Source organism: Mycobacterium sp. (assembly GCF_040509115.1).
Classification (GTDB): Bacteria; Actinomycetota; Actinomycetes; order Mycobacteriales; family Mycobacteriaceae; genus Mycobacterium.
The window spans coordinates 1-16,272 of sequence record NZ_JBEVLO010000296.1; the positions used below are offsets into that span (position 1 = coordinate 1).

A 16,272-nucleotide genomic window follows, 5' to 3' on the forward strand; every position below is an offset into this window, starting at 1 on the left:
GTCAGGATGCCGAGGCACGTCGGCTTGCTGAGGTCGACGCGGCGCGCCAGCTCGGACAGCCCGAACCGATCGTGCGGGTTCTCGGCCAGGAACTCCAGGATCGCCACGACGCGCGCGGTCGGGGGTGAGGCCCTGTCCGCCATCCCTCACCCCCGTCGCAGCACGTTGACTCCCACTAGAACACGTTCTAGTCTCAATCGAAGAATCTACCAGCTCGGTCCAATAGTGGACCAGGGACACGCACCGGAAGGCCGCCCACCCGTGTATTCGCAGCCATTGATCGACGCCATCGCCGAGGCCGAGAGTCTGGTCGCCGCAGCACCGTTCATCGAATCCGAGGCCGATCTGCTCGAGGGGCTCCAGTACCTGGCCGGCTGCGTCGCGGCCTGCACGCACGTCGCGTTCGACTACGACCGCGAGCACCCGTTCCTGCACAGTGGCACGGGACCGTTCACCAAGATGGGCCTCGACAACCCCGACACGATGTACTTCGGCACGCGCGTGCAGCCAGGACATGAATACGTCGTCACCGGGAGGCGCGGCACCACCACCGACGTGAGCTTTCAACTGCTGGGCGGTGAGTACACCGACGCCCAAGTGCCCGACAGCGAGACGGCCTTCGACGACCGCAAGCTCGACATCGACGCCGACGGCGCGTTCGAGTGGCGCTTCACGCCCGACACGCCATCGCAACTGGTCATCCGCGAGGTCTACAACGACTGGTCCGCCCACCGCGGCACGTTCGCGATCGCGCGCACCGACACCGCGGGCACCGCACCGCAGGCGCTGACCAAGGAACTCATCGAAAAGCGGTACGCGGTCGCGGGCAAACAGCTGGTGCAGCGGGTCAAGACCTGGCTGCAGTTCCCGCAGTGGTTCTACACCGACAACCCGGCCAACACCATGGTCGCACCCCGGCTGACACCCGGCGGGCTCGCCACCCAGTACTCCTCGGCCGGTCAGTTCGATCTGGCCGGTGATCAAGCCCTGATCATCACGCTGCCCGTCACCGACGCGCCGTACCTCGGCTTCCAGCTCGGCAGCCTGTGGTACATCTCGCTGGACTACATCAACCACCAAACGTCCCTGAACGGCACTCAGGCACAAGCGGATCCGGACGGCAAGATCCGCATCGTCGTCGCCGACCAGAACCCCGGCGTGACGAACTGGGTGGAGACGCTCGGACACCGCAAGGGCTATCTGCAGTTCCGCTGGCAGCGGGTGTCGCGTGAGCTGACCGCTGACGACGGCCCGACGGTCGAGCTCGTCGACGCCGGCGAGGTGGCCGGGGCACTGCCGTACTACGACTCGAACAAGATCTCCGAAGACGACTGGCGGGCTCGGATAGCGCTCCGGCAGAGGCAAATTGGCGAGAGAATGGTGGGCTAGAGATGGCTGGACTGCTGGAGGGGAAGGTCGTCGTCATCAGCGGCGTCGGCCCCGCCCTTGGCACGACGCTCGCCCGTCGGTGCGCCGAGCAGGGCGCCGACCTGGTGCTGGCCGCCCGCACCGTGGAACGCCTCGATGACGTCGCCAAGCAGATCACCGACCTTGGCAGGCGGGCCGTGTCGGTGGGCACCGACATCACCGCCGAGGCGCAGGTGAACAACCTGGTCGAAGAGTCGCTCAAGGCCTACGGCAAGGTCGACGTCCTCATCAACAATGCCTTCCGGGTGCCATCCATGAGACCGCTCGCCGACACCACCTTCGAGCACATGCGCGACGCGATCGAACTGACGGTCTTCGGCGCGCTGCGCCTGATCCAGGGGTTCACCCCCGCGCTGGCCGAGGCCAAGGGTTCGGTGGTGAACGTCAATTCGATGGTGGTGCGGCACTCGCAGGCCAAGTACGGCGCCTACAAGATGGCCAAGTCCGCGTTGCTGGCGATGTCACAGTCGCTGGCCACCGAGCTGGGAGACCAGGGCATCCGGGTGAATTCGATTCTGCCCGGCTATATCTGGGGTGGCACTCTGGAGAGCTACTTCACCCACCAGGCGGGCAAGTATGGCACCACGGTCGAGGAGATCTACAAGGCCACCGCCGCCGCGTCCGACCTCAAACGACTGCCCACCGAGGACGAGGTGGCCTCGGCCATCTTGTTCATGGCCAGCGACCTCTCCAGTGGCATCACCGGTCAGGCGCTCGACGTGAACTGCGGGGAGTACAAGGCGTGAGGGTCGAGTCATGAGCACGCGCACCGATGTCGGCACCGTCGAGGACCTGCACGCCTCGGCCGTCAAGGCCTGCGGCCTCGACGACTTCGGCGTCGACGACGACAACTACCGCGAAGCGCTCGGCGTGCTGCTTGAGTCATATCGGCGCGACGCCGACCTGACGGAGTTCGGCAGCAAGATGCAGCGGTTCTTCGTCCGGAATGCGTTGGTGGCCAGACTGGTCTCCGAGGCGGCGTTCAAGCAGTACCCCGAGCATGCCGACGTCAGCGTGGAGCGGCCGATCTTCGTGACCGGACTGCCACGCACGGGGACCACCGTCATCCACCGCCTGCTGACTGCGGACCCGAGACATCAGGGCCTGCAACTATGGCTCGCGGAGTTCCCGCAGCCGCGCCCACCGCGCGAGACCTGGTCGCAGAACCCGGTCTTCCAGCAACTCGACGCGCAATTCGCCCGAGCGCACGAGGAGAATCCGGACTACACCGGGCTGCACTACATGACAGCCGACGAGGTCGAGGAGTGCTGGCAACTGCTGCGCCAGTCACTGCACTCGGTGTCCTACGAGACGCTCGCGCACCTACCGACGTATTCCCGGTGGCTGGCCAGGCAGGACTGGACCAAGGCCTACCGACGGCACCGCAGGAACCTCCAGCTGATCGGATTGAACGAGCCCGAGAAGCGTTGGGTACTGAAGAATCCCAGCCATCTGTTCGCACTGGACGCGTTGTTCGCCGCCTACCCCGACGCGCTGGTGGTGCAGTGCCACCGACCCGCCGAGACCATCATGGCGTCGATGTGCTCGTTGGCTCAGCACACCACCGAGGGTTGGTCGAACACGTTCACCGGTGACGTCATCGGCCAGGACTCCCTCGAAACGTGGTCGAGGGGGCTGGAGCTGTTCAACGCCGAACGTGCCAAGCACGATGCGGCCCAGTTCTGCGACGTCGACTACTTCGAGTTCATCAAGGACCCCATCGCGGCCGTCGAAGGTGTCTACCGGACATTCGGCATCGAGTTCACCGAAGCGGCCCGCCGGGCGATGACGGACATGCACGCCGAGAGTCAAAGGGGCCCCCGCGCGCCCAAGCACACCTACTCGTTGGGGGACTACGGGCTGACCGACGAAATGGTCAAGGAGCGCTTCGCCGGTCTGTGATGGCGGCTCTCATGCCGTCGTATTGGCCAGCGTCTCGATTCTCTGCAACGCGTCCTGGGCCAGCGACAGCACGTCGTAGCCACCCACCGCCGCGCACGTCGTGATCTCGATGGCGGCGTTGTGCGCGGCCACGAAGGAGTTGTCACACGCCCACGTTCCTGCGGCGAACGACCAGGCAACGATGTCCGGCGACCCCGAATCCGGTTGCGGCAGCACCCGATACGTGTCGACGTCGCCATCGAGCGCGGTGACGGTCAACGACGTGCCCGCGCACGATTCGATGGTGCGCGTCACCTGCGCGAGCGTCGCCCTCGGGTCGAAGGTGGCGTGGTAGACGGCAACGATCTCCTCGATGTACACCTGGCGGCCCACATCGGCGACCCAGTGTCCGCCGCCGTGCGCGGCGGGCTTCGCGTCGAAGATGAAGGGCGGATCGACCTCACGCGCCAGGCCGCTGCACTCGTCGGGTTCCACGGTGACGAAGAGGTTGCCGTCGTCCCCCTTCTGGGCGTCCTGACTGAGGAGGTCGCCGACCTGTCCCGCCGGGATGGGCGCCACCGGTGTGCCGATCTTCGGTTGCGGCGTGTCGATCACCCGCGTGCAGCCGGCGAGCAGCAGACACAGCAACAGCGCCAACGCCCGGACTCGCATGCCGACCAGTGTAAGGACCTGCCGAACGGGCCCTCGGGCATCGGCGCGGCGGCCCGAAATATCCGTCATCTGCCCGATGGTGTGGAGTCCGTCCAGTCCCTAGCGTGGTTTCATGATCCCGATCCCAGGAGACGACGCCACGCGGCGAAAGATGCTCGCCGAGATCCAGGCCAGCGTCGAGGACCTCCACGGGGTAGCCGGTTTCTCCGTCGTCCGGACCGAGAAGCCGGGCAGCGCGATCGGCCCACACGGCGGCATCGTGGACGACGTCCAACTCGACCGCGTGCTCATCCGGATGCGGATGCAGCCGACGGGCGCGTTCGGGGGGAAGCTCGTCATCGTCTGCACCGAACTCGAGAAGCAGTGGCGCATTGCCCGCCTGTCCGGTGTCCGCGGCGTCCCACCCCGGTTCGTCGACGACCGCGTCTTCGACGACGAACAGGCAGCGCAGGCCGCGATCTTCGAGATGCGGTTGGACCAGTACCCGGCCGAGGACGGCATGCCAGAACACTGCACACCGGCGTGGAAGGCCCGAGGGGAGAACTGGGGAGCGTGAGCACCAACGGCACCAACGGCACCAACACCGCTGCCACGGACGGGTTTCCGTCACTCCTGCGCCTGACCGGCTACGGCAGCAAGTGGTCGGTCGAACAGGGCGATACCGTCGACTTCCACGTCAACTGCGACGGCCCCGACACCTATCGCGCCGAGCTCGTCAAACTCATCCACGGTGATACCCACCCCAGCGGGCCAGGTTTCAAGGAGGAACTCCTCGACTCGCCGGTGAACGGCGTCTACCCGGGCCGTGCCAAGACCATCCACGCCGGCTCCTACGGCATGGTGGCCGACCGCCGTCCGTTGCGCCTCGACGGCTTCACCATGCAGTGCTGGATTTGGCCGACGATGCCGACGAAGGTCGACGGCTACTGGTCACCGGGCCCACAGACGATCATGGGCAAGTGGGCCGACGGACAGGGCTACGGACTGTTCCTCGACGAGAGCGGTCGGGTGTGCCTGCGCATCAACGGTCAGACCCTGACGGCCCCCGTGCCGGTTCGCGACCGGGCCTGGCACTTCATCGCCGCCACGTTCGACGCCGCGACCGGGCGCGCGGTCCTCTACGTCGAGCCTCAGATCCGCTATGCGCTGGACCCCGCCGCCCAGCCCGTCGAGGCCGTCATCGCAGAGCCGATCGCGCACACCGCAATCCCGTTCACCTTCGCCGCCCACCCGACCCACGTCGAGGCCGACCGATCCTCGCGTGAGCCCGGCGGCTGGGTGATGACCGAGCACTTCAACGGCAAGATCGACTCCGCGCGACTGTGCTCGCGGGCGCTGACCCGGCTCGAGATCGAGACGATGAAACTCGGTGCGGCACCGGGGATGGACGAGCGGCGTGGGATGGGGCCATCGGCCGACCTCGGCCCCGTCATGGTGGCATCGTGGGACTTCGGCCTGCAGATTCCGACCCGCGCGATCGTGGATTGCGGTCCCTACCGCTTCGACGGCGAACTGGTCGGCCTCCCCGCACGGGGCATGACCGGCCACAACTGGAGCGGCGTGCAGATGGCGTGGAGCGCGGCACCGCACGAGTACGGCGCGATCCACTTCCACGACGACGACGTCGACGACGCCAGATGGGCGGTTGACTTCACCGTCACCGTGCCGGCGGACCTGCCAAGCGCGGTGTATGCGATGAAGCTCACCACGATCGACGGCGACGAGGACTACGTGCCGTTCATCGTGCGTACTCCGCTCGGTGCGCCGCAGGCCAAGGTCGCCGTCATCATGTCGACGACCGACTACATGGCGTACGCCAACGAACATCAGGCCAGCAACTTCGGCAGCCTCGAGGCGTTGATCTACCGCACGCCGATCATGGCTCCGGCGAACGTCTTTCTGAGCGTTCACCGCGAGTACGGCTACTCGTTGTACGACACCCACAGCGACGGGTCCGGCGTCCACGTGTCGTCCAGGCTGCGGCCCATCCTCAACTTCCGGCCCAAGTGCGACTCGGTGATCACACAGGCGCCGTGGCAGTTCAACGCGGATCTGCACCTGATCGACTGGATGATCGAGATGGGCTACGAGTTCGACGTCATCACCGACGAGGACATCAGCTACGACGGGTTGGAGCGCATCGAGGGCTACAACGTCCTGCTGACCGGGTCTCACCCCGAGCACAAGGACGGTCGGTACCTCGACGCCATCCATGCGTACAAGGACCGCGGCGGCCGGTTCATGTATCTGGGCGGAGACGGGTTCTACTGGCGGCACACCTTTCACCCCGGGTACGGCCGCGGCGAGGTCACCGAGCTCCGGCGCTGCGAGTCGGGCATCCGGCCGTGGCAGGCGCAGCCCGGCGAGTACCACCACCAGAGCGACGGCAAGCTGGGGGGCATGTGGCGATTCCTCGGTCGTGACATGGCGGCGGTGAGCGGCACCTCGATGGTGGCGCAGGGCTTCGACGTCTCGACGTACTTCAAGCGCACCCCGGAGAGCGAAGACCCGCGTGTGGCATGGGCTTTCGAGGGCGTCGACTACGACGAGCGGCTCGGCGACTTCGGTCTCGTCGGCGGCGGAGCGGCCGGCGCCGAACTCGACCACGTCGACACCACCCTCGGCTCCCCGCCGCACACCCTGCTGGTGGCGACGTCGGCCGGACTGCACACCGACGCCTATCTGACGGTGACCGAGCTGATCTTGACCAACGCGCCGGGCTTCACGGGCACCCAGCACCCGAGGATCCGGGCGGACATGGCCTTCCACGAGACTCTCAACGGGGGCGGGGTGTGGTCGTTCAGTTCGATCTCGTACTGCGGCAGCCTGTCGCACAATGGCTACGACAACAACATCTCGAAGCTGACCGCCAACGTGCTCGACCACTTCATGCGGGATGGTCCGTTGCCGACGCCGGGGGAATCCGAGATCCGGCCGCGCGGCCGGTTCGACTCGACGCCCGCGTTGAACTATCACCTGCCAGAGCAGATCGGCACCTGATGAATGCGGTCGTGGTGAACCGCAACCTGTTGATGCCGACGTCGACGGGCCGGCATCCCTCCGCCGACAGGACCGACTGGACCGGGAGGTGGGTGTGCGTCGGGCTGGCCGAACAACTCGTCGAGGTGGGTGCGGTGCTGCCGGCGACCATCGGCCATCACGCCACGCACGTCCGCCGCACCGCGACCGGACTGATCGCCGCGATCAACGCCAGACCGTTCGGCGGGTGCGTCTCGATTCCCGTGCACTGCGGCAGTACCAGGAACGTGAAGTGCCCGCACCTCGCCTGCGCGTTCAGCGAGGACGGCGACGTGCTCGACGCCCGCACCGACCCGACTGGCAGCGCAAGGGCGCAGTTCGTGGGTGATGGTCGTCGAACCGTCACCCTGCCTCTCGCGCAACGGGGTTCGCTCGTGTTCGTCAACGTCACGATGGCCGAACCGCCACCGCTGCCCGTCGTCGCACGGGACGGCGGCGACGTCGTCACGATGGGTAGACGACTTCTTCCTGGCAACTGGCTCGACACCCCGGCGCGGGTGGCATCGGCCGTCGTCGCCGCCTTCGACGGTGGCGGCGAGACCCCGTCGATGCCTGTGCCCAACCTGGTGACGGTGGGCATCGGAGCGGACGTCTTCGTGGCCCTGAGTCACCCGGCAGGCCATACCCGCAGCACCGTCGTGTGGGCGCTGCTGCGCACTCGGGCGCGCGGGACCGGACGCATCGATCCCCCGGGGCTCGCCGAGTTCGCCGCGGCCGGGTTCGCGTTCGCGTGATGCGCGTCCGTACCCCGCTCTGGTGTGGGGCAGCTCACCGAAGGTCTTAACGGCAAGGAAACAGCGCCCGAACCTCGTTGACCCCGGCCCGTAGTCCACTTCTAGTGAACCGTTTACGGACGTGACGCTGGACGGGAGATGCGAGATGACTCGGACGGATGCTGCTCCTCGAGACTTTGCGTCGATCGCGGCCGACATGGTGTCGACCGACACGGAGGTGCGCGTTCGGGGCGCCATCGACTTCCTCCGCGTGGAGGCCCACTGCGACACGTTCCTCCTGGCCTACAAGAACCCTGGCGTCAGGGGCTTCAGCCTCGTCAGGTCGGTCGGGTACACCGATGCCGTCGCCGGATACCTGACGTCCGACATCCAGTCGAAACCGGAGTTCTTCAAGCAGTTCTCCGACCACAGTCGGGTCTGGGACTGGGATGACGTGCCCGAGTTCCCCGACTCCTACAGCGGCGCCGAGGTGTTGCGGCCGGAGGGGTTCACCAACGGCTTCCTGATGGTGCTGCACGACGGCGCCGGGGACGTGGTCGGCATGTGCCAAGCCAACATGGAGGTTCCCGAGTTCTCCGAGCGCAGCCGCAACATCGTCGAGACCGTGCGCCCACTGTTCACCAAGTACGTGGCCCGCAACCGCGCGCGGGCCCGAGTCCGGTTGACCCCGCGCGAACGGGAGACCCTCGCGTTGATGCGCGGCGGGCTGTCGAACGCCGAGATCAGTGACCGGCTGTTCCTGTCGCCAAGGACGGTCAGCACTCACGTAGAGCGTGTCCTGCGCAAGCTCGGGGTGGCCAACCGCGTCGCCGCCGCGGTGCACGCGACGGAACTGGAGCTCGTCGACCTACCGCGCCTCGCACCGTCGGTGCCACCAGGAGGAGTCGCGGCGCTCTGACCGTCTGGTCAGCGAACTAGGCTAACCCACAACGGCTTTCGAAGGCCGTGGGCTCTGCCCTGCCCTGGTGTGAAACGTAACGACCTGTCGGAAAGGAACATTCGACGACAAATACGTCGGATGACGGATGTTGCCGCAGGTTGCACGTACATATCGTGGACCTCGACGTTGTTGGACATCGCTGCTCGCCGTGGCGCAGTGCAGGACCTGGCGACCTTGCACACCCAATCGAAGGATCCACGGATGACGTACGAAAACCGAAGATGGCTGCGGCACAGAGCAAAACGAATGTTGGTCGGCCTCATGGTCGTGATCGTTGGCGTGACCGCACTCGCAGGCTGCTCTACGGAGCCAGTACGCACCGGCAACGTCTTCGTCGTCGCGATCGAGTCCGAGGCCGACATTCTCGATCCTCAGGTCGCTGGCGGATGGGTGTCGTACCGGATCAACAGGCAGATCTTCGACCCCCTCGTCGACGAAGACCTCACCATTCCGTCCTCCCAGGCCACGGTGCCGCCACTGAAGCCAGGGCTGGCCGAGTCGTGGGACATCTCGGCCGACGGTCTCGACTACACCTTCCACATCAGGAAGGGCGTGCGCTTCCACGACGGCACCCCGCTCAACGCGGAGGCCGTCGAATACAACATCCGCCGGATGTGGGACAAGTCGGCACCGCAGTACTCGACGAAGGCCGCCGGCCAGACCAACTTCGTCTGGAAGTTCCTCGACTCGGTACGGACCGTCGACGAGTACACGGTGAAACTCCACCTCAAACAACCGTTCTCGGAGTTCCTCCGGATGCTGACCCAGGGCGGAAACGGGTCGACCGTGATCATGAGCCCCACCGCGCTGAAGACCTACGGCGCCGACATCGCCGACCACCCGGTCGGCACCGGACCGTTCAAGTTCGCCGAACGCATCCGCGGCGAGCGGATCGACTTGGTGCGCAACGACGACTACTGGGGTACGGTCCCGTCGATTGACGGCGTGGTGTTCCGGCCCCTGCCCGATCCCTCGGCCCGCACGGCTGCCCTGCGGTCCGGCGACGTCGACATGATCGCCGTGCCCAACCCGGACAGCATCGACAACCTCGTCAGCGAGGGATATCAACTGTCGGAGGGCATTCCACCGCACATCTGGTATCTGTCCCTCAACATGAAGGACCGATACACCTCCATTCCAGAAGTCCGCAAGGCCATCAACCTCGCCGTCGATCGCGACGGCATGGCGCGAGATCTGCTGCGCGGCTCGGTGAATCCCGCCTACGGGGTGCAGGCCCTCTCGGCAGGCGGCTACGTCGAGCGCAGGGACGCCTACCAGCGCAACCTCGACGAGGCCAGGAAGTTGCTCGCGCAGGCCGGACTGGCCAACGGATTCCAGACGACGCTGATCACGTCCACCGACGGCTCCGGGCAGATCATGCCAGCCCAGATGGCGGAGTACATCCAACAAAACCTCGCGGAGATCGGCATCGACGTCAGGATCCAGACGCAGGAATGGATCTCCTACCTCGGCGTGTGGGCTCGCGGCATGCAGCCGGGTGTCGGGATGGCTCAGATGTCGTGGGGCATGACCAGTCCGTACTGGCTCTACATCGCGACGTCGTCGGAACTGCAGGCTCCCAACGGGCCCAACGTGGGCTACTACGCCAACCCCGCACTCGACAAGGCGATGGACAACGCGATCACTGCGCTCGACGCCGACGAGGCCGACAGGTGGTGGCGCGAGGCCAACAACATCGTCAGCGACGACGCGGCCCTGGTTCCGATCGTCAACGACAAGGCCCCGTACATGCTTGCGCCCTACGTCAAGGGCTTCGTCTCGGCGAGCGAGGAATGGTACGACCTGACCGGAGTGAGGCTAGAACAATGACGCGTGTCATCGGAAGTCGCTTGCTGTCCACGATTCTCGTCCTCTTCGGCGTCAGCCTGGTGGTGTTCCTGCTCCTGCAGATGGTGCCCGGTGATCCGGCGGTGACCATCCTTGGCTCGGGGGCGACGGCCGAGACCGTCGCCGCGCTGCGCACCGAGCTCGGTCTTGACCGTTCGCTGCCCGTGCAGTTCTTCGATTACCTCGGCGGGTTGGTCAGCGGTGACCTCGGCCGGTCGCTCACGATCAACGCACCGGTCACCGACATCATGCTGCCGCGGTTCTGGAACACGTTGATCCTCACCGGAGCCGCACTGCTGCTGTGCATCGTGGTCGCCGTTCCCCTCGGCGTGATCGCCGCGCACAAGCAGTACAGCATCTTCGACCGCGCCTCGATGATGATCTCGCTGGCGGGAGCGAGCGTCCCGGTGTACTGGTTCGGCCTGCTGCTTATCGGCGTCTTCGCCATCACGCTGGGCTGGCTGCCCACCTCGGGGATGTACAACCCGCGCTTTCCTGGCGGCTCGGGAGATCTGTTGGCCCACTTGGTGCTGCCTGCCATAGCCGCAGCGCTGGTTCCACTCGCGGTCATTGCCAGGATGACCCGCAGCGTCATGATCGACGTTCTCCAGCAGGACTACATCCGGACGTTGCGGGCATCGGGCCTGTCCACGAGTTCGGTGCTCTGGCGCCATGGCCTGCGCAACGCGTTGCCTCCCATCGTCAACATCATCGGACTGCAGGTGGGGTATCTGCTTGGCGGCGTGGTGTTCGTCGAGGTCGTCTTCGGATGGCCGGGATTGGGCCAACAGCTCTACACCTCGATCACCCAGCGCGACATTCCGGTGGTGCAGGCCGGCGTGCTGTTCATCGCGCTGGCGTTCGTGATCATCAACCTCTTCGCCGACACCGCCGTTGGTCTGCTCGATCCCCGGACCAGAAGGAAGGTCGGAGCATGAATGCAGTGACGGGCGCGGTCGGCGCAGGCCGCTCGCTATTCAAGGTGCGCCGGTATCCGGCCGGTGGGCCCATGCCCACCGAGGTGGCGGCACCGAAACCGCAGTGGCGCTTGGCCGCTCGCGCCTTCGGCAAGGACAGGATGGCCGTGGTGTCACTGGTCGTCCTGCTGCTGGTGGCACTCGCGGCGGTCTTCGCGCCGCTGCTGACCCCGTACAGCCCGATCGCCGGCGACCCGGTCGACCGCCTCGCGGGCGTGGGCACCGAAGGACACCTCCTCGGGCTCGACGGGCAGGGCCGCGACATCTGGACCCGGCTGCTGTACGGGGGGCGCAACTCACTGACCGTGGCGGTGGTGCCCGTCCTGGTGGTCTTCCCGTTGGCGCTGATGATCGGCCTGTTCGCGGGCTTCAAGCGCAGCCGGGCCGGTGAGGTCCTCATGCGCGTTCTCGACGTGCTGTTCGCGTTCCCACTGGTATTGCTGGCCATCGCGCTGTCCGCCGTGCTTGGCGCAGGTCTCGGCAACGTGATGCTGGCCATCGGCATCACCCTGATCCCGTACATGGCTCGCGTCGCCTACACGGCCACGGTGCAGGAATCCTCGAAGGACTACGTGGAGGCTGCGCGCGCATACGGCGCCAATCCGCTGCTTCTGATGTTTCGCGAGCTGATGCCCAACGTCGTCGTCCAACTCCTGGTGTACGCAACCACGTTGTGCGGGTTGATGATCGTGGTGGCCTCCGGGCTGTCGTTCCTGGGCGTCGGCGTCATCCCACCGACTCCCGACTGGGGCATCATGACCGCGGACGGCAAGAACGTTCTGCTCGAGGGCATCTACCACGTCGCCACCATCCCCGGCCTCTTGATCCTCGTCGTGTCGTTGGCCTTCAACCTGATCGGCGACGGCATCCGCGACGCCCTCGACCCGCGAAAGCAGACCAGCTGATGAGCGCCGACAACGCACTCGACGTCAAGAACCTGTCCGTCGACTTCCACACCGATGGGGGAGTCGTGCACGCGGTGAAGAACGCGAACATCTCGGTCGCCGAGGGCGGGATCCTCGGCCTGGTCGGGGAATCGGGGTCGGGAAAGTCGGTGACGTCGCTGGCCGTGCTGCGACTGCTGGGCAGCAGCCGCGCCCGCATCACCAGCGGCGAGATCCTGTTCCGTGGGGAGAACCTCCTCGACAAGACCGACAAGGAGATGCGTGCCATCCGCGGCCCCCACATCGGGATGGTCTCGCAGAATGCCCTGTCGGCACTGGATCCGTCGTTCACCATCGGCGCGCAACTCGTCGAAGTGATCCGGCTGCATCAGGGAGTGGACAAGGCCACCGCCAGGGCCAAGGCGCTGGAGGCGTTGGAACTGGTGGCGCTTCCCGAGGCCAAGCGCCGGATGGGGGCCTATCCGCACGAGCTGTCCGGTGGGCAACGCCAGCGAGTGGTGATCGCCATCGCGTTGTCGTGCCGACCGGAGTTGCTCCTCGCGGACGAACCGACCACCGCATTGGATGCGACGGTGCAGAAACAGATCCTCGACCTCCTTGTCGACATCAACCGGGAACTCGGCACGTCGATCCTGCTGGTGACCCACGACTTCGGCGTCGTCGCGCACGTGTGCACGGACGTCACCGTCATGCGTCGCGGCGACGTGCTCGAATCGGGGACGGTCGATCAGGTGCTGAACCACCCCAAACATCCGTACACACAGGGACTCATGCGTTCGGTACCGCGGCTGCACCCCGACGACGCCTCTCGATCCGTCGCACGTGCCGACCGGCGGCTCTTCGAGTTCCACGGCGACACGACCAAGGAGCAGGCAGAAAAGGAGAACGAGTATGTCGCGTAGCGATCCGCTGATCAGCGTCACCGATCTGAGGAAGGTCTTCGCCGTGCGCGGTGAGGACCGCAAGCGCAGCGAGTTCGTCGCCGTCGACACGATCAGCTTCGACGTCGAACGCGGCGAGACGTTCGGATTGATCGGAGAATCCGGCTCAGGCAAGACCACCACGGGCCGCATGGTGCTCGGCCTCGAGAAGCCGACGTCGGGTTCGGTCACCTTCGACGGGAACGACCTCGCGGGGCTCTCCGACCTCGACATGCGCCGGTACCGCGAGCACATCCAGATGGTCTTCCAGGACTCCGGGTCGGCGTTCAATCCCCGCCGCAGCGTCGGCTCGCAGATCACCTACCCGCTCAAACTCTTTCGCACGGCGTCCCCCGCCGAGGCGCGGAAGAAGGCACTGGATCTACTCGACCGGGTCGGCATGTTGCCGTCGCACTTCGACAGGTACATCCACGAGTTCTCCGGCGGCCAGCGCCAACGTCTCGGCATCGCGCGTGCCCTGATCACCGATCCGGACTTCGTGGTCCTCGACGAACCGACGGCGGCGCTCGACGTCTCGGTGCAGGCCCAGATTCTCAACCTGCTCAAGGACCTTCAACGCGAGCGCAAGCTCACCATGCTGCTGATCACGCACAACCTCGCGCTCGTCGAGCACATGTGCGAACACGCAGGGGTGCTCGATCACGGCAAGCTCGTCGAATCGGGTCCGGTGGACCAGCTGTTGACCAATCCGGCGACTGCGATCACGCGCAAGCTCGTCGACGCCGTGCTCGAGCCAGAGCTGACCGCGGCCGCGGGATAGGGGACGAACGTGACCGAAGTACTCACCGAACAGACCATTCCGCAACTACGGGCGGGCATCGAACGTGGCGACGTCGATCCCGTCGATCTTGTGCGGGTCGCTCTCGCGCAGATCGCCAGCACGGAGGACGAAATCCAGGCCTTCGCAGCCGTGTTCGCCGACGAGGCGCTCGCCGTGGCACAGCAGCGGCGCGGGCCTGCCCCAGATGCCGCACCGCTGTGGGGAATTCCCATCGTCGTCAAGGACATCTACGACGTCGGTGGCTACCGCACCGGCAACGGGTCACTCGGCGCGCCGGAGCACCTGGCCGCCCAGGATTCGGAGGCGGTGCGCCGATTGACGGCCGCTGGCGCCATCGTCCTCGGCAAGACCACCACCCACGAATACGCCTACGGCGTCAACACCCCACCCACCCGCAACCCGTGGTCGCCCGACCGGATCCCCGGCGGCTCAAGCGGGGGGACGGGCGCCGCCATCGCCGCTGGGGTCGCGACCGCTGGGCTTGGCACCGACACGGGTGGCTCGATCCGCATCCCCGCCGCACTGTGCGGCGTTACCGGCCACAAACCGACCTTCGGAATGGTCAGCCGCCGCGGCGTGAGCGCGCTGAGTTCGACGCTCGACCACGCCGGGCCGCTGGGCCGCACCGTCGACGACACCGTGGCGCTGTTGGAGGTCATCGCGGGCCACGATCCCGGCGACCCCTACAGCTCAACGGCTCCGATACCGGACCTTCGCGGTGAATACGACCGCGGGCTGGCCGGTTTGACGATCGGCGTTGCCGAGACGTACTTCTGCGACCGGCTCGCACCCGACGTCGCCGCCACGTTCGCCGAGGCGCTGAAGGCGTTGGAAGACGCCGGTGCCACCCTCAAGCAGGTCGAGTTCGCCGACGTCGAGCTGTGTCCGCATGTCGTGGACGTCGTCTGCGGGGTCGAGGCCGCCGCCTGGCACGCCATGCAGGTCGGCATGGTGCCTGAGAAGTTCGGCGGGGACGTCACCGACGCGCTGCGCATCGGTGGCGCCTACACCGGCGTCGACTACCTCGCAGGCCTGCGGGCACGGGCGGCCGTCATCGCGGGCATGGACGCCATGTTCGACTCGGGCGTGGACCTGCTGGTGTCACCAACGATCGCGATGACCGCACCGCCATACGGCGCCACCGAAGTCGAACTCGGCGGAACGACGGTGCCGATCCTCGCAGGCATCAACGCGCTCACCGTGCCCGCGAACGTGACGGGCATGCCCGCGTTGACGGTGCCCGCCGGCCTTGGTGCCGACGGCCTGCCGATCGGCCTTCAACTGATGGGTCGGCCCGGCGCCGACGCCACCGTCCTCGGCGCGGGACGCGCGTTCGAGGCGCTCGTCGACCCGAGCGTCCACATCTTGCCCCTCTAGATCCTGGCACTCTAACCGAACCACGTTGGGAGAACACATGTCAGACAACGAATTCACGCCGTCGGCGGCTGAGATCGCCGCGGCCTTCGCCTTTGCGGGCCTGACCGTCCCCGCCGACCGGCTGGCGGCCAACTACGAGACCTACTCGTCGACATTGGCACTGATTCGCAAGGCCTCGACCCCTGGTCTTGGTGAAACCGTCCCCGCCGTTGGCTTCAAGGCCTACTGGGACTAAGTGGAAGGCACGACATCACCATGGAACTATATGAACTCCCGCTGATCGAGGTCGCCGAGAAGATCCGCACCAGGGAGGTCTCGCCAGTCGAAGTCACCCAGTCGGCCCTTGCGCGTCTCGAGCAGGTCGAGCCGTCCTTGAACGCCTTCGTCACGATCACCGCGGACCTCGCGCTCGACCAGGCGAAGATGGCCGAGAAAGAGATCGGCGACGGCGGCTATCGCGGCCCGCTGCACGGCATCCCGCTCGGGGTGAAGGACCTCTACGACACCGCGGGGGTGAAGACGACCTCCAGCTCCGCGCAGCGATCCGACTACGTACCCGAGGCCGACTCGGCATCGGTCGCGAAGCTGTACGACGCGGGCATGATCCTCATCGGCAAGACCCATACCCATGAATTCGCTTACGGGGCAACGACCCCCACCACCGGAAACCCGTGGGCTCCCGACCGCACCCCCGGCGGGTCGAGCGGCGGCTCCGGTGCCGCGGTCGGCGCAGGCGTCGTGCCCGTCGC

The 16,272-nt window shown here is 66.4% G+C and carries 17 protein-coding genes; 15 read left to right on the forward strand and 2 right to left on the reverse strand.

Features of this window, described 5'->3' with window-relative positions; all coding sequences use genetic code 11:
• A partial coding sequence (locus tag ABW137_RS20450) for a helix-turn-helix domain-containing protein (protein ID WP_526403279.1) occupies positions 1 to 143 on the reverse strand: 143 nt, incomplete at its 3' end.
• Between the two features lie 118 nt (positions 144 to 261).
• Between ABW137_RS20450 and ABW137_RS20455 the strand changes: the two genes are divergently transcribed.
• The 3 genes from ABW137_RS20455 to ABW137_RS20465 are packed head-to-tail and all read left to right on the forward strand — an operon-like array spanning position 262 to position 3,330.
• Entirely contained in the window at positions 262 to 1,389 is a 1,128-nt protein-coding gene (locus ABW137_RS20455; protein ID WP_526403263.1) for a hypothetical protein, read from the forward strand.
• A 2-nt stretch (positions 1,390 to 1,391) separates the two neighbouring features.
• Positions 1,392 to 2,174: an SDR family NAD(P)-dependent oxidoreductase gene (locus ABW137_RS20460; RefSeq protein ID WP_526403264.1), complete on the forward strand. Its 783-nt coding sequence runs from the start codon at positions 1,392 to 1,394 to the stop codon at positions 2,172 to 2,174.
• A gap of 10 nt (positions 2,175 to 2,184) precedes the next feature.
• Positions 2,185 to 3,330 (forward strand): sulfotransferase, encoded by a 1,146-nt coding sequence (locus ABW137_RS20465; RefSeq protein ID WP_526403265.1) that lies wholly within the window; start codon positions 2,185 to 2,187, stop codon positions 3,328 to 3,330.
• A gap of 9 nt (positions 3,331 to 3,339) precedes the next feature.
• Here the strand turns inward: ABW137_RS20465 and ABW137_RS20470 are convergent, their stop codons facing one another.
• Positions 3,340 to 3,981, reverse strand: a complete 642-nt coding sequence (locus tag ABW137_RS20470; RefSeq protein WP_526403266.1) for a sensor domain-containing protein — start codon at positions 3,979 to 3,981, stop codon at positions 3,340 to 3,342.
• 112 nt (positions 3,982 to 4,093) lie between these two features.
• Between ABW137_RS20470 and ABW137_RS20475 the strand changes: the two genes are divergently transcribed.
• The 12 genes from ABW137_RS20475 to ABW137_RS20530 form a co-directional block, all read left to right on the forward strand.
• Positions 4,094 to 4,537, forward strand: a complete 444-nt coding sequence (locus ABW137_RS20475) for a N,N-dimethylformamidase alpha subunit family protein (RefSeq protein WP_526403267.1) — start codon at positions 4,094 to 4,096, stop codon at positions 4,535 to 4,537.
• A complete protein-coding gene (locus tag ABW137_RS20480; protein ID WP_526403268.1) occupies positions 4,534 to 6,981 on the forward strand; it encodes a N,N-dimethylformamidase beta subunit family domain-containing protein in 2,448 nt (815 codons plus the stop codon). Before ABW137_RS20475 ends, ABW137_RS20480 begins: the two co-directional genes overlap by 4 nt.
• Entirely contained in the window at positions 6,981 to 7,754 is a 774-nt protein-coding gene (locus ABW137_RS20485; protein WP_526403269.1) for a hypothetical protein, read from the forward strand. Before ABW137_RS20480 ends, ABW137_RS20485 begins: the two co-directional genes overlap by 1 nt.
• Before the next feature lie 145 nt (positions 7,755 to 7,899).
• Entirely contained in the window at positions 7,900 to 8,652 is a 753-nt protein-coding gene (locus tag ABW137_RS20490; protein ID WP_526403270.1) for a response regulator transcription factor, read from the forward strand.
• Between the two features lie 288 nt (positions 8,653 to 8,940).
• Positions 8,941 to 10,524 (forward strand): ABC transporter substrate-binding protein, encoded by a 1,584-nt coding sequence (locus ABW137_RS20495; protein ID WP_526403271.1) that lies wholly within the window; start codon positions 8,941 to 8,943, stop codon positions 10,522 to 10,524.
• Entirely contained in the window at positions 10,521 to 11,480 is a 960-nt protein-coding gene (locus ABW137_RS20500; RefSeq protein WP_526403272.1) for an ABC transporter permease, read from the forward strand. The genes ABW137_RS20495 and ABW137_RS20500 overlap by 4 nt, the downstream gene beginning before the upstream one ends.
• Complete coding sequence (locus ABW137_RS20505; protein WP_526403273.1) at positions 11,477 to 12,424, forward strand: ABC transporter permease; 948 nt, start codon at positions 11,477 to 11,479, stop codon at positions 12,422 to 12,424. Before ABW137_RS20500 ends, ABW137_RS20505 begins: the two co-directional genes overlap by 4 nt.
• Positions 12,424 to 13,326, forward strand: a complete 903-nt coding sequence (locus tag ABW137_RS20510) for an ABC transporter ATP-binding protein (protein ID WP_526403274.1) — start codon at positions 12,424 to 12,426, stop codon at positions 13,324 to 13,326. The genes ABW137_RS20505 and ABW137_RS20510 overlap by 1 nt, the downstream gene beginning before the upstream one ends.
• Positions 13,316 to 14,125 carry an ATP-binding cassette domain-containing protein gene (locus ABW137_RS20515; RefSeq protein ID WP_526403275.1) on the forward strand — a complete coding sequence of 270 codons (810 nt, stop codon included), beginning with the start codon at positions 13,316 to 13,318 and terminating at the stop codon, positions 14,123 to 14,125. The genes ABW137_RS20510 and ABW137_RS20515 overlap by 11 nt, the downstream gene beginning before the upstream one ends.
• 9 nt (positions 14,126 to 14,134) lie before the next feature.
• Positions 14,135 to 15,523 carry an amidase gene (locus ABW137_RS20520; RefSeq protein WP_526403276.1) on the forward strand — a complete coding sequence of 463 codons (1,389 nt, stop codon included), beginning with the start codon at positions 14,135 to 14,137 and terminating at the stop codon, positions 15,521 to 15,523.
• 37 nt (positions 15,524 to 15,560) lie between these two features.
• The gene (locus ABW137_RS20525; RefSeq protein ID WP_526403277.1) at positions 15,561 to 15,758 is read left to right on the forward strand and encodes a hypothetical protein; all 198 of its coding nucleotides are present in this window, start codon (positions 15,561 to 15,563) and stop codon (positions 15,756 to 15,758) included.
• A 20-nt stretch (positions 15,759 to 15,778) separates the two neighbouring features.
• The coding region (locus tag ABW137_RS20530) for an amidase (RefSeq protein WP_526403278.1) at positions 15,779 to 16,272 on the forward strand (494 nt) is incomplete at its 3' end.